The following is a 22,222-nucleotide window of genomic DNA, read 5'->3' as shown; positions in this document are numbered from 1 at the left end:
GCTTACTTGAGCTGCGAACCGTCGAGAACAGTCAGCGACTTGATCGTCTCGGCACTCGCCTTGCGCACGTCTTCCGGTGCGGCAACCATGCCGCGCTTTGTCAGCGCGCCGTCGGGCGCCCAGTTGGCGGCGAAGGTGTTGAGATAGGCCTGAAGACCCGGGATCGCGGTCATGTGCGCCTTCTTCACATAGATGAAGAGGGGGCGAGCGCCCGGATATTTGCCGGTCGACACTGTTTCATAGGTCGCTTCGACGCCGTTGATCGACACGTCCTTCAGCTTGTCTTTGTTTTCCTCAAGATAGCTGAAGCCGAACACGCCGAGAGCATTGGGGTTCGCGGCGAGCTTTTGAACGATCAGATTGTCGTTTTCGCCCGAATCCACATATTTGCCGTCTTCGCGGATGCGGGTGCAGGTTGCCTTGAACTCGTCCTCGCTCTTTTCCTTGAGCGCCTTCATGGCCGGATCGGTTTCGCAGCCCTTGGTCAGGATCAGTTCGGCAAGCGAATCGCGGGTGCCGCTGGTCGAAGGCGGCCCGAATACGCTGATCGCGGTTGCGGGCAGGCTCGGGTCAACGTCCTTCCAGGTTTCCGCCTTGTTCGGACCCTTGCCATAAGGATTGGCGGCGAGCGCTTCATAGACGATTTTCGGGGTCAGCTTGAAACCCGGGCCGTCCTTTGACTCGGCGAAGGCGAGGCCATCGACGCCCACCTGGACTTCGATGATGTCCTTAACGCCGTTCTTCTGGCAATCCTCAAACTCGGCTTTCTTCATGCGGCGCGAGGCGTTTGCGATGTCGGGATGCTGTGCGCCGACGCCCGCGCAGAACAGCTTCATGCCGCCGCCGGTGCCGGTCGATTCGATGATCGGCGACTTCATACCGGGATTGCCCTGGACGAACATTTCGGCGACCGCCGTCGCGAAGGGATAAACGGTCGAGGAACCGACCGCGCGGATTTGGTCACGCGTCCCACCGGCGCTGCCGCCCGATTGGTCGCCGCAACCGGCAAGAGTAAGAGCGGCCGCTGCGGTAGCAGCCATCAGAGCGAAATGCTTCACGGATAGTCTCCTTTATCAAAGGCCGCGATTCGCAATCGCTGCCCCCCTTGGCGCGCAGTAGCCGCGGTAGGTCGCGCCTTTGTGACAGTCCAGTTGCACTTTTATGACATCGCGGCCGGAAGCTCAAAAGATGAGCAGAATTTATTCAGTGTTTGGACAGCGACAGCCTCTCTTCAGCGGGCATCGGCGGCAGCAGGACCGTGATCGTGGTCCCTTTTCCCGGCGCGCTTACAATGTCGAGCCGACCACGGTGCCGCTCCACGATATGCTTCACGATGGCGAGGCCAAGGCCGGTGCCGCCCACAGCCCGGCTGCGCCCGGAATCGACGCGGTAGAAACGTTCGGTCAGGCGGGGCAGGTGATCCGGGCCGATCCCTTCGCCTTCGTCAGCGACGGTGAGGCGGGTCATTCCGCCCGGACCTTCGGTCAGGCTCACGCGAATCGGTGTTCCGGCCTTTCCATATTTCACCGAGTTGCCGATCAGGTTGTGAAGCAGCTGTGACAATTGCGGCCTGTCTCCCGCGACTTCCGACAGGCCGGGCGTAACGTCCAATTCCACTTCCCGGCCCCGGTCGCCATGGCTCGTCCGGAAAACGCCCACCACCTCGGCAGCCAAGGCGCCAAGATCGACGGGGCTGTCAGGGACGCGATATTTTTCCGCCTCGATGCGGGACAGGGAAATGAGATCGTCGATCAGCCGCTGCATTCGGCGCGCCTCACCGTCCATGATCTTGAGGAAGCGTTGCCGCGTATCATTGTCGCGGCCAAGGTCCGGATCGCCCAGCGTTTCGATGAAGCCCAAAATGCCCGCAAGCGGCGTGCGAAGCTCGTGACTGGCGTTGGCCACGAAATCGACGCGCATCTTTTCGGCGGCATAGGCGCCGCTATGGTCGGCAAGATGCACCAGCCGACGCACTGCGTCATCATCGCCGACCGGTGCAATGCGCATCTGCCAGCGTTGATCGCGTGTGCCGAGACCCACCAGCTCCAGCATCACCGCCTCGCTCATCGGCGCAAGGCTGGCGAGCCGTTCGGCGGCGGCGGGATGGCGGATGGCGATGCGGGCATCCTCGCCCTCGATATGGGCGCCGAGCAAGCGTTGCGCCGCCCGGTTGGCCCGGATGATGCGTCCGCGCTCGATGAGCATCAGAGGGTCCGCAATCGCCTCCATCATGTCCGCGAAGTCGGGGTGTTCGACTATGTCGGTGATAGGTTCGATTGAGGCAGGCTCGGCAGGGCGGGACGTGGGCGCTTGCGCGGCGATGATCAGGACGGCGATGCCCGCGAGCACAGGAAGAGCGATGGCTGAGAGCGCCGCGCCCATCAGCAATGCGGTTCCGGTAGCCAAAAACAGCATGGCGAGCGACGCCGTGATCTGGGAAATGCTCAGTCGATTCATGGTTACCGCGCTGGATTATTGGCTGCTTTGCTGCAATGGCTGGCGCAATAGCGTGGATTCTTTACGCTTTGGCAAGCGCGATAGCGGATCAGGACGGTATGAAAGACCAATCGCCCGGACAGCATGCTTCCGATTCCGTGTCTTCAGAGGGTGCGGAGCAGGACGCCGACTCGATCGCGTCTTCGCGCCGCCAGCTGCTGATGGGTGGCGCCGTTGCCGCATCAGCGATTGTGTCAATCCGTCCGGCTCTGGCCAATACCGCTGCGTCCGTGCTGAACTGCACCATTCCGGTTCCCGATCAGGCGCGCGCGGGAAAATATATCGCGCCCAATGGCCAGCTTGTACCGGCAGGGACAGCGGGCGCCGTGCCCGCGCAAGGACGCAGCTATAGCGGTGAGCAGGTCCGGCAGGCTCTGCGCGGCGGCAGGCTGCCGGGCACAAGCTATGAGCAGAATCAGGCGTATCTGAACTATATCCGGCGCCTTCAGTCCGGAACCAGCGGCTTCACCTGCTACGCATCATTGCAAATGCCGCGTTAGGCACCTGCTTACTCCTGTGCGCTACAGCTGAGCGCCGCCAGTGAGTTTGAGAGCAGTTTGTGACCGCAGAACGTCGTTACCGTAGAGACAGGGACACTGCCGCGTGCGTGTTGGAGGACATCATCGTCCTTTACCATCGCGCGTCGGGCCAGACGCATATGATGGTCAGCCCTGCTCCAGAGATATTGGAGGCGCTGGATGACGAAGCTGACTCCACAGCCGCGCAACTGCATGCGCGGCTGGAACGTCACTATGATCTGGGCGAGCGGACGCAGGCGATTGCGGAAATCGAGACGCATCTGGAAGGGCTGACGGCGCTGGGTCTGGTGCGCTGTTCATGAGGCACCAGCTTTCCCTGTCGATCGGCCTCGCGTCATTTCGGATCGGTTCAGCATGGCGGGAGCCGCTGGAATTGCTGGCGAAGCTGTACGACAGCTATCCTCAGCCAAAGGAAGATGTGGCCGACTTTACCGTGCGGCTGGAGCCGACGAGCATGGTCCGGCGATGGGTCAGGCCGTCGATCTTCATCACCGGCGATCATGGCCTGGCCGACGCGGCGCCGATGAGTTTGACGCATGGGCTGTTGGCGGCGGAAATGGGCATGAATCTGCAAATGGCGCTGGGTTGGCGGCGGCACCTGCTGCTCCATGCGTCGAGCGTGGAGAAGGATGGTCGCGCGCTTGTGATGACCGGCGAATCCGGGTCCGGCAAGTCGACGCTCGCGGCCCAGCTTGGCGAACGTGGCTGGCGGCTCATGGGTGATGAATTTGCTCTGCTGGATTTTGCTACCGGCGAATTACTGCCTTTCCCTCGACTCGTTTCGCTCAAGAACGGCGCCATCGATGTGATCACGGGGGAGGTTTCGGCCGAGCGGATGGGGCCGTTGATGGCTGGCACGGCGAAGGGGGATATTCGACACCTCATGCCTCGCCCCGATGCGGTCGCGCGGATGACGGAAGCGGCAAAGCCCGCCCTGCTGCTGTTTCCGCGTTTCGGGCATGCCGCCGACGTTCGCCCGGTGGGGCAGGGCGAGGTTTTCATGCGCCTGACTCAGGCGTCCACCAATTATGTCGCATTGGGAGAGGCGGGGTTCGGTGCGCTGACCCGGTTCGTGCAGCATGTGCCCGCGCGGGCGATCGACTTTCCCTCAGGGGACGAGGCCATCGCGATGGTCGAGCGGTTGTGGGAAGAACTCACATGAGCGCCGCGCTTTTGATCAGGTCGCTCCGCGATCCGGCGTCGGTCAGGCGTCTGGACAGTGCCGGGTGGAATGCGTTGATCGCGGCGGCACGGGTTGAGCGGCTGATCGGAACGCTGGCCATGCTCGTCGATGATGGATTGGCGCCTGAGAGGGTGCGGCCGATTCTGGCTGATGCTCGGCTGGATGCGGCGCGGGAAGCCCGGCAGGCTTTATGGGAAGCGGATCGGGCTGCTGAAGCGCTGGGGGAGCCGGTGCTGATGTTGAAGGGGACCGCCTATGCGGCAGCTCGCCTCAAGGCAGGCGAGGGAAGATTTATCGGCGATCTCGACATTCTGGTTCCGCACGGCCGTTTGAAGCAGGTCGAGGAAAGGTTGATCGCGGCGGGGTGGGAGTGGGTCAAGGAAGATGCCTATGACGACGCCTATTACCGGCAATGGATGCATGAACTGCCGCCGATGATCCATCGCGAGCGGGACAGGATGATCGATGTGCATCATACGATCCTGCCGCTGACCGCGCGTCCGAGGCCGAACGCGGAGGCGATGCTGGCGGATGCGGTGCCGGTGACTGATCGGTTATCGGTCTTGTCGCCGGAGGATATGATCTGCCATTCTGCGGCGCACTTGTTTGCGGATGGCGATCTGGCGGGTGGTTTGCGCAACCTGTGGGATATTCACTGCCTGTGCCGCGAATTTGGGGAGAGCCAGCAGGATTTTGATCTTGGCTTGCTTGAAAGGGCGGCGGAGCATCAGTTGTATGCGGTGGTGTTGCGCGCCCTGAGACTGGCGCACTTCCTGTTTGGCACCCCTGTCCGGCCCCTTCGCTCACCCATTCAAGTGGACTATCGCGCGAGATGGAGCGACCGCCTTTTCATTGCTCGGCTGCTGGCTCGGGACGGTTGGGGGCGTGAAACGCGCAAGCTGCTCCGCTTTGCATTTTATGTCCGGTCACACTGGCTGCGCATGCCCCCGATGATGCTGGTCCGGCATTTGCTGACGAAGTGGCGCAAAGGGCACCGGCCCGCCTAGCGCCTGGCCGTAACCTGTAGGCCGGGAACAATGTTCTGAAGATCGCCGAGTAAGGGAAAAGGCGTCGGCTTTTCGGAAGGTTCGGTAGAGGCGGAAATCGCCATCCCCATCCACATCACGTCATGCCATTGACCGAATTTGAAGCCGACTTCTCGGTAGATGCCCACCTCTTTCATGCCCAACGCCGTGTGAATCGCCACGCTGGCGCTGTTCGGAAGGGTGATGCCCGCGAAGAGGCTGTGATAGCCCTGATGCCGCAATATGTGGATCAATATGTCATAGAGACGCCTCCCGATCCCGCGACGATGATGATCAGCCGTCAGATAGACGGAGATATTCGCCGACCAATCATAAGCCGCCCGGCCGCTATGGGGTCCGGCATAGGCATATCCCACTATCCGACCATCCACCTCCGCGATCAGCCATGGGTAATATTTTAAGCAATCAGCCATCCGAACGCTGAATTCCTGAGCGTCTGGTGGCACGCTTTCGAACGAGATTACGGTGTCCAAAACATAAGGGGCGTAGATCGCCGCGAGGTGAGGCGCATCGTCCTCAAGAGCCGTCCTGATGATTGCCGTCATGCCATGAATCCTGTTGGGACAGGGGGAACAGTGGGATTGCTGCGGCTCACCGCTCCAATATGTTCAACGCGAGCACCGTCATGGCCTCGCTTGCCGTGGCGATGACCTTGTCGGCCTCCGGCGCCCAGAAGGGGCTGTGAAGAGATGGAAGGGTGAGCCGGCCAGCGGCAGCTTTTGTCATTTGATCGGCGGGAACCCCTCCGACCCAGAAGATGAAGCTGTTGATGCTTTTGTCAGCCCGGTAATAGCGGCCGAAATCCTCGCCTCCCATAGATGGTTTCGTCTCGATGACGCGTCCTTCGGGGAAATGCGTTTTGAGCAGTCCGGCCATTTCGTTGGCGAAGGCTGGCGGATTGTAGGCGGCGGGCGTGAATTCATCCTTTACCGAGACAATCGGCATCCGATCGTCGGGAATGCCCGCCGCGATTGCCTCGCCGCGCGCGACGCGTTCGATGCCGTGGATCAGCCGTTCGCGATTCTCGTCGGAATAGCTGCGGACGGTGAGAAGCAGCTTTGCCTCGTCAGGGATGATATTATGCTTCGCGCCGCCGATGAAGCTGCCGACCGTGACGACTGCGGGGTCCAGAGGGTCCTGTTCACGGCTGATGAGGGTCTGAAGAGCTCCGACGATGCGGGCGCCCAGCACTATGGGGTCTTTTGTCGTTTGAGGATAGGCGCCATGACCGCCGGTGCCTCGAACGACTATGTCCACGCTGTCTACATTGGCGAGCGCATAGCCGGGGGTATAACCGATCGTGCCCGCCGGAAGATTGGCGGCGTCATGGAAGGCGATGGCATGCGTGGGACGGGGGAAGTGGGTGTAGAGACCATCGTCCAGCATCATGCGCGCGCCCCGGCCGACTTCCTCGGCTGGCTGGAGGATCATGACCAGCGTGCCGCGCCAGCGGTCCTTCCTCGATGACAGCAACTGGGCTGTTTCGATGAAGGCGGTCATGTGTGTGTCGTGGCCGCAGGCGTGCATGACGCCGGTTTCAATGCCTTCAGCCGTCTTGGTGCGAACTTTCGAGGCGAAGGGGAGGCCAGTCTGCTCCGTGACTGGTAGGCCATCCATGTCTGCGCGGATGAGGAGAACCGGTCCCTCGCCATTTTTCATGACCGCGACGACGCCTGTGCCGCCCACCTTTTCGGTGACTTCGAACTTCATCGCCTTAAGGCGGCGGGCGAGCTTTGCGGCGGTCGCTGTTTCCTGCTCCGACAGTTCGGGATGGGCATGGAGATCGCGGTAAAGCGTCATGAGGTCGCTCATGTCGCGATCGATCTGGGCGGCTATCTCCTGTGCCTGTGGAACTGGAGATGCAGGAGCGGCACCAGTCTGTGCCGTGGCGGCAGACGAAAGAGTGGCGGCGGCCATGATGAGCTTGAACGCGTGACGCATCGGCTATTCTCCCTGTTGGACGGGAGCATAGGAAGATTTGGCGGCGCAAGGAAAGTGGCAGATATGAAAAGGCACCCGTCCATTGAAGGACGAGCGCCTGTCACGATCCGTCGCGACAGGATCAGAAGTGGAAGATCACACCCGCGGTCGGACGGAAGCTGTCGAAATCATAGGTTTCAGTCTGGAAGCGGAGGCGAATGCCGCTCTTGCCGGTGATGCCGCCAAGGCCAATGTCCTTCGGGCCGACTTCGACGCCGACGCCGTACATCCTGTCCTTGCGTGGTAAAATTGCAACGCGCTCTTATTGGGCAGTCCAGCCGCCGTCGATACTCATGTTGGCGCCCGTGATATTGGCCGCCGCATCACTGCACAGGAAGAGCGCCATGGCGGCAACCTGATCCACGGTCACGAATTGCTTGGTCGGCTGTCCAGCGAGCAGCACATCATTCATCACCTGCTCGCGCGTCATGTTCCGCGCTTTCATAGTGTCGGGAATCTGGTTCTCGACCAGCGGCGTCCAGACATAGCCCGGTGAGATGCAGTTGGCGGTGATACCGAACGTGGCGAGTTCGAGGCCCAGCGTCTTGGTGAACCCGGCAAGGCCGTGCTTGGCGGTCACATAGGCGCTCTTGAAGGGAGAAGCTGTAAGCGAATGGGCGCTGGCCGTCTGGATGATGCGTCCCCACTTTTTCGACTTCATATAGGGGATGGCAAGGCGGGACGTGTGGAAGGCGCTGGTCAGATTGAGCGCGATGATGAGGTCCCATTTGTCGACCGGGAAATCCTCGACCGGGGCGACATGCTGCATGCCCGCATTGTTGATGAGGATATCGACGCCGCCAAAAGCACTGGCCGCTTCCTGCATCATCGCTTCGATCTCGGTGGCCTTGGTGAGATCGTGCCCGCTGTAGAGGGCCTTGGCGCCACTCGCCTGCTCCAACGCCTGCCGTTCCTGTTCGATCGCAGCGCTGTCGCCGAAGCCGTTGATGACGATGTTCGCGCCCTCGGCCGCGAGGGTCTTCGCATAAGCAAGGCCGATGCCGGAGGTGGAGCCCGTGATCAGCGCTGTCTTTCCGGCGAGGGACTTGGTCATGCGTTCTTCTCCTTGAGAGTATCGGGGGCCTGGAGGTCGAAGGTGGCGCTTTTACCGTTCGTGATGTTGCGGGCGATAAGGTCGCCCTTGTGCATCACTTCTTCGACGGCGTCGCGGCCCTGGCTCCAATGATCCAGCATGGTGGAACGGGAAAATTCAAAGTCGCGGGCGCCACTTTCCCAGGCGCGACTGCGGTAGATGAGGTGGACGATGTTGACCGAGCCACGGTCGAGATATTCGCGCAGGCGCTGGGCGTCGGCGTCGTCTTTGAGGTCCGGCGGCAATTTGTCGAGCAGCGCCTTGATCGCCTTATGCTCGCGGCGCAGGCGTAGATATTGATCGGTGACCTGACGCGTCCGGCTGGAATATTGAATGTCCTTGGCGCGGGAATAGACGTCCGTCATCTGGCGCGGCATCGGACCTTCGGCGGGGAAAAGGTCGACCTGAAAGACGAGCATGTCGTCATTTTGATGTTCCAGCACGTGAGCTAAGGGCGTGTTGGAAACGAGACCGCCGTCCCAATAATGCCGCCCATCTATTTCGACCGGGGGCAAACCGGGGGGGAGCGCACCCGAAGCCATGATGTGGCGCGCGTCGATGCGGGTCCGTCCGTCAGGGCCTCGCGTGTCCCAATAAGCGAAGTTGCCGCTCTCTACATCCACCGCTCCGACCGAAAGGCGAACAGGGCCGTCGTTCAGAAGGTCCCAATCCACACAGGCGTCGAGCGTTTCCTTGAGGGGCGCGCTGTCATAGAAGCTGATCGCCCCCGGCGTGCCTTCGGGCATCATCACGGATGGCCAGAGGCGAGGGCGGAACATGCCGGGCACGCCGAATGTCGCAACGGCTCCCGCCGCCATCAAATGCGCCGCTTCACGAATATGATCGATTTCGGGCAGGACGATATTGGGAAGGCCGCCGGAAACCGTCAGCCAGAATTTCTTCATCCTGCTGATGCGGCGGTGCGGTGGATTGCCCGCTATGATCGCGGCGTTAACCGCGCCGATCGAAATGCCCGCGACCCAGCTGACGTCGATGCCAAGTTCATCGAGGCGCTGATAAACCCCAGCCTGGAAAGACCCAAGGGCGCCACCACCCTGAAGCAGCAGCGCAACATCGTGGGGCAAGGGGAGCGGCGTGCTCGCCCGGCGCGGAATGGAAGGATCGATATCGGCCATGTCGCAGTGCAATATAACGACTAGCGCGCGGGTGCCAACTTAATGTGCTGCAACAATCCGATAAGCTGAAAGCAACCAACTCCATATCGCAGCCGTTCCAACCTTCACGCTGATCGGATAGGCATGGGATGAAAGAGAGGGCGTCATGCGGCTGGACGACGAACGAGAAAGCTCCAATTTCGAGGTGCAAAGCGGCCGTGGCGGCTTTGGTGGCGGGCTGGGCGGTGGCCTTGGCATGCTGTTGCCATTTATCGGCAGCCGTTTTGGTTGCGGTGGGATCGTCGTCGCGCTCATCATCCTGATGGTGATGGGGGTCAATCCGCTGAGCCTGGTCGGTGGCGGAGGCGGCGTGCAGCAGGATGTGTCCGTCAGTCGCGATCCGCAGAAATTGTCGGAAATTCAGCATTGGTCGTTGAAGGTCCTGGGATCGACGGAGAAGGTGTGGGGCCAGATTTTCCAGCAATCGGGGCAGCAATATCAGCCGACAGTCCTGTCTTTTTACTCGCAGGCTGGCGCGTCGGGTTGCGGCGCCGCGCAAAGCGCGATGGGTCCATTTTACTGCCCCAATGACAAGAAGGTGTATCTGGACACCGATTTTTTCAATGAACTACGCCAGCGCTTTGGCGCGCCGGGTGACTTTGCCCAGGCCTATGTGATCGCCCATGAGGTCGGGCATCATGTGCAGGATCTGGAAGGCACTTTGGGACAGGTGCAACAGCGCCAGCGCAGTGTGGGTGAAGAGCAAGGCAATGCCCTGCAAGTGCGCGTCGAGTTACAGGCGGACTGCTATGCAGGCGTGTGGGCGAAACGCACGGGCCTGATGGAAGCGGGCGATCTGGAAGAAGGCATGACCGCCGCGCAATCCATTGGCGATGATACATTGCAAAAGGCGGCGGGACGGCGTCCCGTGCCGGAAAGCTTCACCCATGGTTCAAGCGAGCAGCGGGTGACCTGGCTGCGGAGGGGGCTGGACAGTGGTGACCCTGCGCAATGCGATACCTTTGCCGGGGCGGCGGGCTAAAAAGCGCCTTAGGCTGTCAGAGGGGGCGGGCTTCCGAACTTGTTGCCGTATTGCTGTTGCCGGCCTCGCCCGTGCCGGTCGGCGCTTCACCGGGAAGGCCGTTGCCCGGTGCGAGGAATGGCTTGCCCGCTTCCGGCATGGGCTGGCCAAAGGGTACGGCAGGAGGGGCCTGCTCCATCGGCACTGGCGCTACGACAGATTGTTGGGTGGGCAAAGGCTGTTGAACGGGGAACTGCGGAACCATGGGTTGAACCACCGGAACTGAGGGTGTCGCCGAAGGGTGCGGCGTGATGCCCTGAACCAGCAGAACGATTATTGGGGCGCTGACCAACGTGATGGCGGCGAAAGCCTTGTAGAGCATGCAGGCACATCCTGAACCAAAGACGCGCTGCTTCTAGTGGCTTTCGGTAAATAAAATCCTGCGCAGCCGTTCTAATTTCGGTCGAGTTTTTTCAGCAGGTCCATCATGTCCGATGGCAAGCTATCACGCTTGGCGCGGAAGGTAGACTGCAGCGCGTTGCCGATGCCTTCATAGGGCTGAGGGACGCCAACTGTCAGGAATTTGCGATCAGTCGTCTTCCGCCCGTTGCCAGATCGGCTCACTGATTTACGCTGCATTTCCATGTTTCTACAACGGGCGGCAACGGGAAAAGTTTCTGGCATTCATTTGAGGCTCGGGCGATAGCGGCGGTATGACAGGAGAGATTGCGGTGGTGGACTGGACGGCGGCAATGGCGCGGATGCGTGCGCATTCGCCTTTCCTCGCCAGACAGATGGACAGGTTTCCCGAAGTGATTGACCTGCTCGAAGGTGGAGACGTCGAAGCGGCGCTGAAGGCGGCCCAAAACGTATCGGACGCGGATGAGGGAATCGCCAGGTCCCTGCGGCGGCGGAAGGGCGCATTATCGCTGGTCACGGCGGCGGCGGATCTGTCGGGCGCCTGGGACCTGGACCGGGTGACGCGCACCTTGTCGGATTTTGCTGATCAGGCTTTGGAAGAAGCACTGCGCGCTACCTTTGCCGAGCGGTATCCGGGTGTGGAGCCGAAGGGATTTGTCGTGCTGGCATTGGGCAAGCATGGCAGCCGCGAGTTGAATTACTCGTCCGATATAGACCCCATCCTGCTCTATGATCCGACGACCCTGCCGCATGGGGAGCGGGAAGACCCGGCTGATGCGGCAGTGCGGATCGGCAGGCGAGTGAGCGAGCTTTTGAATGCGCGGGACGGTGATGGCTACGTCTTTCGTGTGGATTTACGGCTGCGTCCCTCTCCCGAAGCCACGCCCATTGCGCTGCCGGTCGAGGCGGCGATCGGCTATTATGAATCGACGGCGATGGGATGGGAGCAGGCCGCTTTCGTCCGCGCGCGCCCTGCGGCCGGCGACCTTGGCCTGGGCGATTATTTCATGCAGCAGATTCGTCCTTTCGTCTGGCGGCGGAGCCTGGATTTCGGTGCGATCGACGCGATCACCGACATATCGCGACGAATCCGCGACCATTATGCGCAGGGTCAGGCTTTCGGGCCGGGCTATGATCTGAAACGGGGACGCGGCGGCATTCGGGAAGTCGAGTTTTTCGCGCAGACCCATCAATTGATACATGGTGGGCGCGATCCGGCGCTAAGATCGGGCAATACGCGCGAAGCGCTTCGAGCGCTGGCGGCGGCAGGGGTCTTCGATCCGGAAGTCTCGCGCAAGCTGGACGAAGCCTATGTGCTGTTCCGCACGATCGAGCATCGGTTGCAGATGGTCGAGGATCGGCAAACGCATGAGCTGCCCAAGACCGCAGACGCCATGGACAATGTCGCGCGGCTGCATGGACTGGAGAATGGCGCGGAACTGATCGAGCTGCTGCGCCCGAAGGTGGAATGGGTGGGGGCCAATTACGACCAGTTGACGCCTGCTGAAAAATCAGAGTCGCTTTCGCATGATGAAGACCGGCTGGCGGCGCAGCTGGCGGAAATGGGTTTTGTTGATCCGCAGGCTCCGGTTGCGCGGATCGCTCGCTGGCGCACGGGCAGCATCAGGGCGTTGCGCAGCACGGCTTCGCGGGAAGCGCTGGAAGATTTGCTGCCGGGGTTGATGCGCACATTGGCGGCGGCGCCCGATCCGGTGCGGGCGCTGAACCGCCTTGATGACCTGATCGGCAGGCTGCCGAGCGCCATCAACTTCTTCAAGCTGCTTGCCGCGCGGCCGGGGCTTGCAGAGCTGATGGCGGAGTTGCTCAGTCATGCGCCGACGCTGGCGGATGCGCTGGGACGGCGGGCCGAACTGCTCGATGGGCTGATCGATACGTCCGCTTTTGATCCGCCGCCTGCCGTGGAGCAACTTGCGGAACAGTTCGCGCAATTGGAAGCGGGGGAGGATTATCAGGCGCTGCTGGACCGGGTGCGGCAGCGGGTTAATGATCGGCGCTTTGCGCTGGGTGCGCAGATCATTCGCGGTGGCGATCCGCTGGAAGCAGGGCGTGGTTATTCGCGGGTGGCTGAGGCGGCGATCGAGGCGTTGGCGAGTGCGACCGTTCGGGAATTCGAAACGGTGCATGGGCGGGTGCAGGGTGGCGAGATGCTTATCCTTGCGCTTGGCCGGTTGGGCGGCGGCGTTTTGACGCATGCTTCGGATCTGGATCTGGTTTTTCTTTTTTCCGGCGATTTCATGAAGGAATCCGATGGAAGAAAGCCGTTGGGGGCTACGCAATATTTCAACCGGCTGGGGCAACGCATAACCAATGCGTTATCGGTGCAGACGGCCGCGGGGCCGCTTTATGAAGTGGATACGCGGTTGCGGCCGTCGGGCGCGCAGGGGTTGCTGGCGGTCAGTCTGGACAGCTTTGCCAAATATCAGCGCGAGGAGGCGTGGACTTGGGAACATCTGGCGCTGACGCGCGCGCGGCCGGTTTTCGGGTCGGATAGCGGCCGGGCGGCGTTGAGCGCGATATTGGCCGAGACTTTGGAACGGCCGCGCGATTTCCCGGAGCTGGCGCGTCAGGCGGTGAAGATGCGCCGGGATATCGCCGCGCACAAGCCGCCTGCCAGTGAGTTGGACGTCAAGCTGGTGCCGGGGGGGCTGGTCGATCTGGAGTTCCTGATCCACGTGTCGCAGTTCAAGCATAATATGGCCTTCAGCCCGGATTTGCGCGCCGCTTTGGATGAGCTGGTCGAGGCGGGTCATCTTCCAGCAGACCTGATCGATGCGCATGACCTGATCACGCGTTTCCTGATCGTGTCGCGGCTGGTTTCGCCCAAATCGACCGAGCCGCCGGAGGCCACCCGGCCGGTCGTTGCACGGGCATGTGGTGTCGAAAGCTGGGACGCGCTGCTTGAAAGCTATGCGCAGGCCCGGCAAAGGGTGAGCGATGCCTGGGCAGCGCTGTCCGCGCCCTATTCGGAGGAAGAAGATGCTGGAAGCCGGTGATGCCCTGCCGAGCGTGACGTTGAAGGATGCCGATGGCGTCGACTTCACATTGGATCGGTTCAAGGGGAAGCCGGTCGTCGTCTATTTCTACCCCAAGGCCGATACGCCCGGCTGCACCAATGAGGCCAAGGACTTCACCGAGTTGGCGGGTGACTATGCGGCATTGGGTGTGCCGGTGGTCGGCATTTCCAAGGACAAGCCTGCGAAGCTCAAGAAATTCGCGGAAAAATACGGCCTGAACGTGACGCTCGCATCCGACGAGCCGGGTGAGGCGTGCGAGGCGTTCGGCACTTGGGTCGAAAAGTCGCTTTATGGCCGGAAATATATGGGGATCGAGCGGGCGACCTTCCTTGCCGATGGAACGGGCAAGATTTTGCGCGTCTGGCCCAAGGTGAAGGTGAAGGGCCATGCTGCCGAAGTTCTGGAGGCCGTGAAGGCGCTTTGAATTTGCCGGTCGAGATTGAGAGCGTGGGGCAGGCCTGCGCTCATGTGTTAATGATGCCGGAGCCACGGGACAAGCTGATGGCTGCGCGCGCGGTGGCCCGTGCCTGGAGGCAGGGCCGGTTGGCGCATCAGTTTGATGCCGCGATGCCCGACACGCCTGCGCGGCCCGACGCTCCCGCCCTGCTTCCCGCCAATCAGATGCCCAAGCGCGGCAAGATCGGTTCTGACCGGGCGCGGATCGCCATGCTGCATGCCTTGGCGCATATCGAGTTCGTCGCGATCGACCTTGCCTTCGACCTGATCGGCCGGTTCGGGAGCGAGTTTCCGCAAGCCTTCGTCGATGACTGGATGCAGGTAGGCGCCGAAGAGGCGATGCATTTCGCGCTGCTGGACCGGCGTCTGCGGCAAATGGGAAGCTCTTATGGCCAACTGCCTGCCCATGACGGGCTGTGGCAGGCCGCTACCGAAACCGCAGGGGATGCCATGGCGCGGCTAGCCATCGTTCCCATGGTGCTGGAAGCGCGGGCGCTGGACATCACGCCCGCCACGATCGTGCGGTTCGAAGGGGTGGGGGACAAAGCATCCGCGCGCATGTTGCGCCGCATTATGACAGATGAGATTTGCCACGTTAGAGCCGGGACAAGTTGGTTTGGTCATGCGGCGAACCGAGAGGGGCTGACCCCCGCAAATCATTACCAAATCCTTGTAAAACGCCATTTTCGCGGGGCGCTGAAACCGCCGTTCAACGACTCGGCGCGTCGACAAGCCGGTTTAACGCTGGATTTTTACGGCGCGCTTGCACAATGAAGCGGGAAATGTCCTTTTGATGACGCGGGTGGCGATTTAGGTCGCATTTGGTCAACACGGGGAGCGCCGAGAGGCTCAAAAAGCCTCCGGAGGATAAGTCGGGGTCGGCATGTTGTTTCTTCGTTCGAATAATGCGCGTAGCGCGCGATGGTTCCTGTCTGCGTGTAAATCCATTGGGGCTATAGGCGTAGTGAGCGCATTGTGCGCAGCGATGCCTGCGCAGGCCAAGCCTGTCGCCGACGATCCTTATGGCGATGCGACTGAAATCAATACCAGCGCGCTTGGCCCGGCAGATATCGGCTTTTCCAATCTTTTCTCCAGCCTTCAGCGGCTGGATGGCGGCGTAAAGGCGGCCAGCAACAATATTCCGACCGGTCGGCCTGTCGAAAGACTGTCGCTGACCTCCAACTTTGGCGTTCGTTCCGACCCGTTCAACGGCGGCGCGCGGATGCACAAGGGTATCGATATTCCCGGACCCGTCGGCACCCCGGTTTACGCCACGGCAGACGGCATCGTCAGCCGCGCCGGTTGGGCAAGCGGTTACGGCAATCTGGTGCAGATTTCCCATGGCGGCGGTCTTGAGACCCGTTACGGCCATATGTCGAAGCTGATCGCGGCCCCCAACAGCTATGTGCATCGCGGCCAGTTGATCGGCCTGATGGGATCGACCGGGCGTTCGACCGGCAGCCACCTTCATTATGAAGTCCGCGTGGACGGCCAGGCGATCAACCCGATGCCGTTCGTCGTCGGTCCCGATGTTCTCGTAGCGATGAACACGAAGCCGCCCATTGCCATGGGTGGCCCGACGAAAGCGCAGGAGCATGACGCGGAATAATCCGCGCTACGCCGCTTATCCTTTGCAAAGGCTCGGCTCCGATGGGTTGCCGGGCCTTTTGCTTGATCTTATCTAGGCGCCATGGCTGACATTGACCTTACCCCTTCCGCCGCTGCCCGCGTGGCTGCGATTGCCGCCAAGCAAGGCAAGCCCGCGATCCTGCGACTGGCCGTGGAGGGTGGCGGATGTTCGGGCTTTCAGTACCGCTTTGGCCTCGCCGATGCGGTGGAGGCGGAGGATCTGGCCGTGGAGCGGGATGGCGTGACGCTGGTCGTCGATGACGTCAGCCTGGACCTGGTGCGGGGTGCTGCCGTTGATTTTGTTTCCGACCTCGGCGGATCGGCGTTCAAGGTGACGAACCCGAATGCCACCGCTGGTTGCGGTTGCGGGTCGAGCTTTTCGATTTAAGCACGGGCTGGGCTTTTGTTCGCTTTTGACGCTTTCACCCGTTCGGGCTGAGCTTGTCGAAGCCCGCTTCTTCTTGAAGAGAAGTAGAGCCCTTCGACAGGCTTAGGGCGAACGGTGCTGAAGAATTGCACCACCAAGCGCTAATCACCGGCTGTCTGTCCCTTGTATAAGGGGGGCTATTCTCTTTAGGGATGCGCGGGAGGAGAAAAGCCCCATGCGCATCGCGACCTTCAACATCAACGGCATCAAGGCGCGCCTGCCCCGCCTGCTGGAATGGCTGAGCGAGACGCAGCCGGATGTCGCCTGCCTTCAGGAAATCAAGACTTCGGACGAGACATTCCCGCTGAAGGACATTGAGGATGTCGGCTATGGGGCGATCTGGCACGGGCAGAAGGGCTTTAACGGCGTTGCCATTCTGGCGCGCGGCGAGACGCCGGTCGAGGTACGCCGGGGGTTGGAGGGCGAGCCCGAGGACGAGCATAGCCGCTATATCGAAGCCGATGTGAAGGGCGTTCGGGTCGCCAGCATCTACCTGCCCAATGGCAATCCGCAGCCGGGGCCGAAATTCGATTACAAGCTGCGCTGGATGAAGCGTCTGCGCGACCGGGCGGCGGAGATTTGGGCAGAGGAAGTGCCCGCCATTCTTGCTGGCGATTATAATGTCATTCCGCGCGATCGGGACGTCTATTCGGTCAAGGCCATGGCCGACGACGCGCTGATGCAGCCGGAAAGCCGCGCCGCTTATCGCCGTTTGCTGGGCGACGGATGGACCGACGCGATTGCCAGCCGCCATCCGGCGGGCGGGGTATGGACCTATTGGGACTATCAGATGAACGCCTGGCCGCGTGACGCCGGTTTCCGGATCGATCATCTGCTGCTGAGCCCGGCGGCGGCCGATCGCCTGATCGACGCACAGGTGGACAAGGATTTTCGCGGACGGGAGAAGGCGAGCGACCATGCGCCGACATGGGTTGAACTGAGCGCGTAATATTACCCGGGAATAATTGACTCTATATTATCCGGGTAATATTTGTCGCGTCGAAGGAGATTCGATGTGACACGGCGTTTTACGGCCTTTGCGGGTGAACATGTGGTCGCCGCTGGCGACGAAGGGGAAATGCGGCGGGCGCTGAAGGCCATGGCCGACGATGCGCAAGGCGTCCTGCTGTTCGATGACATGACCGGGCGCCAGGTCGATATCGACCTCCATGCTTCCGCCGATCAGGAGCAACGGGGGCGAGGGCGGCCGAAAATGGGCGTGCAGTCGAGGGAGATCACGCTGTTGCCGCGTCATTGGGAATGGCTGGCGGCTCAGCCCGGCGGAGCGTCGGCGACGTTGCGACAATTGGTGGAGCAGGCGCGAAAGGCTTCAGAAGGATTGATAACGCCGCGCGTCGCCATGGACGCCGCCTATCATTTCCTGACGGTGATGGCAGGGGACCGGCCCGGTTATGAAGCGGCCATTCGCGCGCTGTATGCGAGGGATCAGGCTGCGTTCGAGGAACTGTGTGCGGATTGGCCGGTCGCGATCCGCGATCATGCGTTGGGGCTGGCTGCCCCTGCATTCGCCTGATCAGCGTCGGGCGCTCAGGCGCGGGCGGCTTGCGCCACGCGGATGCCGGGGCGAGCGGTCGGGTCGTCCAGCTCATGTGCCTGCCATCCGGCGGCGTCCCGGCTATATTCGACATGATGGCCGCGTTGAAAGCTGGCGCCGTCCCAGACAATGACTTGCAACTCGATCCGGTCATTGCGGTGGACGTGGAGCCAGTTGAAGCTTTGCGGTTCGGCGTTGCGCAGGCGGGTCGATGTCGCGGTGCCTGCTTGAATGACCAGCGCTCCGCCTGCGTCGGCGACCATCTTCTGCGCTGCTTCGGCATAGGTGCGGTGGAAATGGCCTGCGAGGGCGATGTGGATTCCGGCTGCGGCTGCGGCTTCGACCGCGTCATCATGGCGGCCGACCGCTTCGCTCAGCTCTCCGCCCTTGCCGATGGGCATGGCGAACAGGGGGTGGTGAGTGACGAGGATGCGCGTCTTTTCCGGTGCGACCGGGGCGAAGCGCTCTTCGATCATCTTCATCTGGTCATGGTTGATGCGCCCGTCCTTGATCGTCAGCGAACGGGCCGTGTTGATGCCCAGGATCGCGACCTTTTCATCCTCATACCAGGGGCAAAGCTCATTGCTGATATAGCGTTTGTAGCGTTCCAGGGGGGCGGCGAAACGGCGGACCACGTCATAGAGCGGCACGTCATGATTGCCCGGAATGACGAGCAGGCGCATGCCCGCCGCGCGTAGCCGATTGAGCCAGGCGGAGGCGGCGCGGAACTGATCGACGCGGGCGCGCTGCGTGAAATCGCCGCTGATGATGACCAGGTCGGGCTGGCTGCGTTCCAGCCAGGCTTCGGTGGCGGATACTATTTTGGGATCGTTGGCGCCGAAATGGATGTCGGACAGGTGAGCGATGCGAGCCATGGCTTTCCAACGACTGTTCACGCGGATTTGTTGCGGTGAGGAGCCGATGGGGTTCTGGCGAGTTGTTGGGGCATGGAAACGAACTCCCTGCCGCGCGATGCGGCGCTGATCGTCAATGTTCACAGCCGGAAGGGAGAGGCGCTTTTTGAAGAGGCGCGCGAGAAGCTGGAGGCGGCGGGGGTGCGCTTGATTGCGGCCCATGCGGTGCGCGATCCCGAGCGATTGCAGGAGACGGTACGCGAGGCGGTGAGCAATGGTGCGCCGATGGTCATCGTGGGCGGCGGTGATGGGTCATTGTCCGGGACGGTGGATGAGCTGGTGGGGAAGGATTGCGTCTTTGGCGTGTTGCCGCTTGGCACGGCCAACAGCTTTGCGCGGACGCTTGGTATTCCGTTGGATCTGGATGGGGCCGTGCAGGTGATCGCGCAGGGCAGGCGGCGGCGCATTGACCTGGGGATGATCGATCACGATTATTTCGTCAACGCGGCGTCGCTGGGGCTGTCGCCGATGATCGGGAAAACGGTGCCGCACAAGCTGAAGCGCTATCTGGGGCGGATCGGTTATCTGATCTGGGCGGTAAAATGTTCGGTCGGGTTTCGGGCGTTCCGGTTGATGATCGATGACGGCCAGGCCGAGCGGCGGATGTGGTCGACCGAAGTGCGGATATTGAACGGACCTTATCATGGCGGGGTCGAACTGTCCGATCGTGCCGACGTGGATAGCGGCGAGATCGTGGTTCAGGCGGTGGTGGGGCGCAGCCATGCGCGGCTGGCGTGGGACTGGTACGCTAAATTCTTCAAGCTGCGCGACAGGGATGCGCAGACGGAGGAGTTTCGGGGCCAGTCTTTTCGGATCGAGACGCAGCCTAGGCAGCGCATTTCGATCGATGGCGAGGTGGTCGCGAGGACGCCCGCAACGGTCAAGGTTGCCGCGGGCGCTATTGATGTGGCGGTGCCGGGTTAGGCTTTCAGGCGAGGTTCTTTTCGTAGATCTGGTAGATCTTGTTCACCTTGCCATCGATGGCATCTGCGATGGCGTTCATCCCCTGATTGTCGTCGAGCACCCAGCCGAGCTCACCCCGCGTTGCGCCATAGCGGCTGACGGCGTTGCGGCGGATATATTCGATCATCATGAAGGCGAGCTGGCTGGCAAGGCGGGAGGATTGGAGCCTCTGGACCACGCCCATCAGCGGTACGCGCATGGTGCGGACTTGCGGTTTGCGCAGCCACCAGAGGAGCTTGGCCCAGCCGAAGGGGAGCAGGGAGCCGTTCAATGGCGCGGTCGCTTCGTTGAGGTCGGGCAGGGTCATCATGAAGGCGACCGGCTCGCCGTCGAGTTCGGCGATCATGATCAGGTCTTCGAACACAATGGGCTTCAGCTTCTTGCCGGTATGCGCGACTTCGGCGTCGGTGATCGGGACGAAACCCCAATTCCTGCCCCAGGCGTCGTTGAGGATGCCGAGCAGGATGGCCGCCTCGGCGTCGAATTTCGACTTGTCGACCTGGCGGATGCGGATGCGGTCGCTCTTTTCGCCGGACGAGACGATCCGCTGGATGAGGGGTGGGAAGGGGTTGGTGATGTCGAGTTCGTACGTCTTGAGCTGCTTGACGGGCTGGTAGCCCGCGCCCTCGATCATCGCCTGATAAGCGGGGCTGTTGTGGCCCATCATCACTGTGGGGGGATGGTCATGGCCTTCGATCAAAAGGCCCGGTTCTTCCCAGATCGAGAGGGAAATGGGGCCTAACACGCGGGTCATGCCCTTGGCGCGGAGCCAGCTTTCCGCCGCTTCGATCAGCGCCTTTCCGGTTTCGGGGTCCTCCGCTTCGAAAAAGCCGAAATTGCCGGTGCCCGGACCCATGCCCTGTTCAACCGGCTGGGCGAGCGCGAGATGATCGATATGGGCGGAGATGCGGCCGACGACCCGGCCATCGCGACGGGCCAGGAAATATTGCGCCTCGGCATGGCCGAAATAGGGGTTCTTGCTGGGCTCTATGACACCGTAAACTTCGCTCTTGAGCGGCGGCACCCAGTTGGGGTCATTGGCGTACAGGCGCCATGGCAAGTCCACGAACGCCTTTTTGTCGGCCTTGGAAGTGACGGGGGTTATTACCAGATTCGGAGTAGCCACGGCAGAGCTTTCGCTAAAGGACCGGAGCAGTTCGGCGCTTGTTACGACATTGTCAATCCGGTGCGCGCCTGATGACGTACCAAGGCGAAGCTGTCATGCCGCTGCCACGATTTCAGCGCATTTACCATTTAGGAGCGCCTGCATGACTGTGCATGATCCCATCATAGCGGGCGCGGCCGTCAAGCGCGCCTCGATTCCGGATGACGCGGCGATGCTGCGCGCCGCAGCGGAACTGTCGCGCGAATTTGCGGTGGCGAACCCGAGAATTTACTGGCCGGACCTGCTGGCGTCGGCGCTGATCGGCTATGCGGCGCTCGCTGGGGCGATCGTGGCGAACAGTGTCGCATTGGCGCTATTGTGCGGATTGGTGGCGATGCTGGCGCTTTATCGCGCGGCGAGCTTCATCCATGAGCTGACGCATATCCGCAGGGACGCGCTTCCCGGTTTCCGGCTGGGCTGGAACCTGCTGGTCGGCATTCCGCTGATGATCCCGTCCTTCATGTATGAGGATGTGCATACGCAGCATCATGCGCGCACCCGCTACGGCACGGCGAACGATCCGGAATATCTGCCGCTGGCGTTGATGAAGCCATGGTCGCTGCCTTTGTTCATCCTGATCGCGTCGCTGGCGCCCGTGGGTCTGATCCTGCGCTATGGCGTGTTGGCGCCGCTCAGCCTCTTCGTGCCCGCGCTACGGCGCAAGGTCGTCGCCGAATTTTCGGCGCTGTCGATCAACCCCGCCTATCGCCGCCGGGCGCCGGAAGGGGAGTTTCGCCGCCGCTGGCTTTGGCAGGAGGCGGGCGCTTTGCTGTTTGCGCTTGCCCTGGTCGCCAGCGTGTTCGTTTTTGGATGGAAGCCTTTGCTCGTCTATATGGCTGTGCATTCGGGCATGACCGTCATCAACCAGCTTCGCACGCTGGTCGCGCACCTTTGGGAGAATGAGGGCGATGCGATGACGGTGACGGCGCAATATCTGGATTCGGTGAATGTGCCGCCGCCTTCGCCGCTGGCCGCGATCTGGGCGCCGGTGGGGCTGCGCTATCATGCGCTGCATCACCTGTTACCGAGTGTGCCTTATCATGCGCTGGGCAAGGCGCATGCGCGGTTGATCGCGGCCTTGGGCGAGGAGTCGCCTTATCATCGCGGCAATTATGCGGGCATGTGGCCGCTGGTGGGGAAGATTGCGCGCAGTACTATGGTTCGGCGTTAAGCCGTCGCGTTGGG

Annotated in this window: 24 protein-coding genes and 1 pseudogene; 14 read left to right on the top strand and 11 right to left on the bottom strand. The window is 61.7% G+C overall.

Annotation, left to right across the window (positions count from 1 at the left end):
* Positions 1 to 2 precede the first annotated feature (2 nt).
* Positions 3 to 1,058, bottom strand: coding sequence for a substrate-binding domain-containing protein (locus ACYU81_RS02430; protein ID WP_460986189.1), 1,056 nt, complete (start codon positions 1,056 to 1,058; stop codon positions 3 to 5).
* Between the two features lie 145 nt (positions 1,059 to 1,203).
* The gene (locus ACYU81_RS02425) at positions 1,204 to 2,457 is read right to left on the bottom strand and encodes an ATP-binding protein (RefSeq protein WP_449473482.1); all 1,254 of its coding nucleotides are present in this window, start codon (positions 2,455 to 2,457) and stop codon (positions 1,204 to 1,206) included.
* 200 nt (positions 2,458 to 2,657) lie between these two features.
* Between ACYU81_RS02425 and ACYU81_RS02420 the strand changes: the two genes are divergently transcribed.
* From ACYU81_RS02420 to ACYU81_RS02405, 4 genes are read left to right on the top strand one after another with little or no spacing between them, the layout of a single operon-like run.
* Positions 2,658 to 2,996: a hypothetical protein gene (locus ACYU81_RS02420; protein WP_449474653.1), complete on the top strand. Its 339-nt coding sequence runs from the start codon at positions 2,658 to 2,660 to the stop codon at positions 2,994 to 2,996.
* Positions 2,997 to 3,055: 59 nt separating this feature from the next.
* Positions 3,056 to 3,337, top strand: coding sequence for an HPr-rel-A system PqqD family peptide chaperone (locus tag ACYU81_RS02415; RefSeq protein ID WP_460986188.1), 282 nt, complete (start codon positions 3,056 to 3,058; stop codon positions 3,335 to 3,337).
* Positions 3,334 to 4,197: an HprK-related kinase A gene (locus ACYU81_RS02410; protein WP_460986187.1), complete on the top strand. Its 864-nt coding sequence runs from the start codon at positions 3,334 to 3,336 to the stop codon at positions 4,195 to 4,197. Before ACYU81_RS02415 ends, ACYU81_RS02410 begins: the two co-directional genes overlap by 4 nt.
* Entirely contained in the window at positions 4,194 to 5,225 is a 1,032-nt protein-coding gene (locus ACYU81_RS02405; RefSeq protein WP_460986186.1) for a nucleotidyltransferase domain-containing protein, read from the top strand. Before ACYU81_RS02410 ends, ACYU81_RS02405 begins: the two co-directional genes overlap by 4 nt.
* Here ACYU81_RS02405 and ACYU81_RS02400 read toward each other — a convergent pair.
* The 5 genes and pseudogenes from ACYU81_RS02400 to ACYU81_RS02380 form a co-directional block, all read right to left on the bottom strand.
* Positions 5,222 to 5,809, bottom strand: coding sequence for an arsinothricin resistance N-acetyltransferase ArsN1 family B (locus ACYU81_RS02400; protein ID WP_460986185.1), 588 nt, complete (start codon positions 5,807 to 5,809; stop codon positions 5,222 to 5,224). The two genes, ACYU81_RS02405 and ACYU81_RS02400, sit on opposite strands and share 4 nt — an antisense overlap.
* Positions 5,810 to 5,855: 46 nt before the next feature.
* Positions 5,856 to 7,205 (bottom strand): amidohydrolase, encoded by a 1,350-nt coding sequence (locus ACYU81_RS02395; RefSeq protein WP_460986184.1) that lies wholly within the window; start codon positions 7,203 to 7,205, stop codon positions 5,856 to 5,858.
* Between the two features lie 121 nt (positions 7,206 to 7,326).
* Positions 7,327 to 7,485 (bottom strand): annotated as a pseudogene (locus tag ACYU81_RS02390) (opacity protein); the annotation flags it as partial.
* Positions 7,486 to 7,506: 21 nt separating this feature from the next.
* Positions 7,507 to 8,298 carry a 3-hydroxybutyrate dehydrogenase gene (locus ACYU81_RS02385; protein WP_460986183.1) on the bottom strand — a complete coding sequence of 264 codons (792 nt, stop codon included), beginning with the start codon at positions 8,296 to 8,298 and terminating at the stop codon, positions 7,507 to 7,509.
* The gene (locus ACYU81_RS02380; RefSeq protein WP_460986182.1) at positions 8,295 to 9,473 is read right to left on the bottom strand and encodes a patatin-like phospholipase family protein; all 1,179 of its coding nucleotides are present in this window, start codon (positions 9,471 to 9,473) and stop codon (positions 8,295 to 8,297) included. Before ACYU81_RS02380 ends, ACYU81_RS02385 begins: the two co-directional genes overlap by 4 nt.
* Before the next feature lie 145 nt (positions 9,474 to 9,618).
* On the opposite strand from ACYU81_RS02380, the gene ypfJ reads away from it, so the two are divergent.
* Positions 9,619 to 10,494, top strand: a complete 876-nt coding sequence (gene ypfJ, locus ACYU81_RS02375) for a KPN_02809 family neutral zinc metallopeptidase (RefSeq protein WP_460986180.1) — start codon at positions 9,619 to 9,621, stop codon at positions 10,492 to 10,494.
* A gap of 16 nt (positions 10,495 to 10,510) precedes the next feature.
* Here ypfJ and ACYU81_RS02370 read toward each other — a convergent pair whose 3' ends face one another.
* A complete protein-coding gene (locus tag ACYU81_RS02370; RefSeq protein WP_460986179.1) occupies positions 10,511 to 10,855 on the bottom strand; it encodes a hypothetical protein in 345 nt (114 codons plus the stop codon).
* 71 nt (positions 10,856 to 10,926) lie between these two features.
* Positions 10,927 to 11,157 carry a hypothetical protein gene (locus ACYU81_RS02365; protein WP_460986178.1) on the bottom strand — a complete coding sequence of 77 codons (231 nt, stop codon included), beginning with the start codon at positions 11,155 to 11,157 and terminating at the stop codon, positions 10,927 to 10,929.
* Between the two features lie 29 nt (positions 11,158 to 11,186).
* Between ACYU81_RS02365 and ACYU81_RS02360 the strand changes: the two genes are divergently transcribed.
* From ACYU81_RS02360 to ACYU81_RS02330, 7 genes are all read left to right on the top strand, one after another.
* On the top strand, positions 11,187 to 13,907 hold the full coding sequence (locus tag ACYU81_RS02360; RefSeq protein WP_460986177.1) for a bifunctional [glutamine synthetase] adenylyltransferase/[glutamine synthetase]-adenylyl-L-tyrosine phosphorylase: 2,721 nt from the start codon (positions 11,187 to 11,189) through the stop codon (positions 13,905 to 13,907).
* Entirely contained in the window at positions 13,891 to 14,352 is a 462-nt protein-coding gene (gene bcp, locus ACYU81_RS02355) for a thioredoxin-dependent thiol peroxidase (protein ID WP_460986176.1), read from the top strand. Before ACYU81_RS02360 ends, bcp begins: the two co-directional genes overlap by 17 nt.
* Before the next feature lie 50 nt (positions 14,353 to 14,402).
* Positions 14,403 to 15,158 (top strand): ferritin-like domain-containing protein, encoded by a 756-nt coding sequence (locus ACYU81_RS02350; protein ID WP_460986175.1) that lies wholly within the window; start codon positions 14,403 to 14,405, stop codon positions 15,156 to 15,158.
* Between the two features lie 109 nt (positions 15,159 to 15,267).
* Positions 15,268 to 15,993: a M23 family metallopeptidase gene (locus ACYU81_RS02345; protein WP_460986174.1), complete on the top strand. Its 726-nt coding sequence runs from the start codon at positions 15,268 to 15,270 to the stop codon at positions 15,991 to 15,993.
* Between the two features lie 81 nt (positions 15,994 to 16,074).
* Positions 16,075 to 16,401 (top strand): iron-sulfur cluster insertion protein ErpA, encoded by a 327-nt coding sequence (gene erpA, locus ACYU81_RS02340; RefSeq protein WP_460986173.1) that lies wholly within the window; start codon positions 16,075 to 16,077, stop codon positions 16,399 to 16,401.
* Between the two features lie 214 nt (positions 16,402 to 16,615).
* Entirely contained in the window at positions 16,616 to 17,389 is a 774-nt protein-coding gene (xth, locus tag ACYU81_RS02335) for an exodeoxyribonuclease III (protein ID WP_460986171.1), read from the top strand.
* Between the two features lie 66 nt (positions 17,390 to 17,455).
* On the top strand, positions 17,456 to 17,974 hold the full coding sequence (locus ACYU81_RS02330; protein WP_460986170.1) for a DUF2239 family protein: 519 nt from the start codon (positions 17,456 to 17,458) through the stop codon (positions 17,972 to 17,974).
* Positions 17,975 to 17,988: 14 nt separating this feature from the next.
* Here the strand turns inward: ACYU81_RS02330 and ACYU81_RS02325 are convergent, their stop codons facing one another.
* Positions 17,989 to 18,870: a metallophosphoesterase family protein gene (locus ACYU81_RS02325; protein WP_460986169.1), complete on the bottom strand. Its 882-nt coding sequence runs from the start codon at positions 18,868 to 18,870 to the stop codon at positions 17,989 to 17,991.
* Positions 18,871 to 18,942: 72 nt separating this feature from the next.
* Between ACYU81_RS02325 and ACYU81_RS02320 the strand changes: the two genes are divergently transcribed.
* Positions 18,943 to 19,833 carry a diacylglycerol/lipid kinase family protein gene (locus ACYU81_RS02320; RefSeq protein ID WP_460986168.1) on the top strand — a complete coding sequence of 297 codons (891 nt, stop codon included), beginning with the start codon at positions 18,943 to 18,945 and terminating at the stop codon, positions 19,831 to 19,833.
* 4 nt (positions 19,834 to 19,837) lie between these two features.
* On the opposite strand, the gene ACYU81_RS02315 is transcribed toward ACYU81_RS02320, so the two are convergent.
* Positions 19,838 to 20,998: a GNAT family N-acetyltransferase gene (locus tag ACYU81_RS02315; RefSeq protein ID WP_460986167.1), complete on the bottom strand. Its 1,161-nt coding sequence runs from the start codon at positions 20,996 to 20,998 to the stop codon at positions 19,838 to 19,840.
* A 142-nt stretch (positions 20,999 to 21,140) separates the two neighbouring features.
* On the opposite strand from ACYU81_RS02315, the gene ACYU81_RS02310 reads away from it, so the two are divergent.
* Entirely contained in the window at positions 21,141 to 22,208 is a 1,068-nt protein-coding gene (locus ACYU81_RS02310; RefSeq protein ID WP_460986166.1) for a fatty acid desaturase family protein, read from the top strand.
* Positions 22,209 to 22,222 lie beyond the last annotated feature (14 nt).

The sequence above is a fragment of the Sphingobium sp. TomTYG75 genome (genome assembly GCF_054771635.1).
The sequence above is the reverse complement of the archived record's forward strand: the minus strand, read 5'-3'. Positions and strand labels throughout refer to the sequence as shown.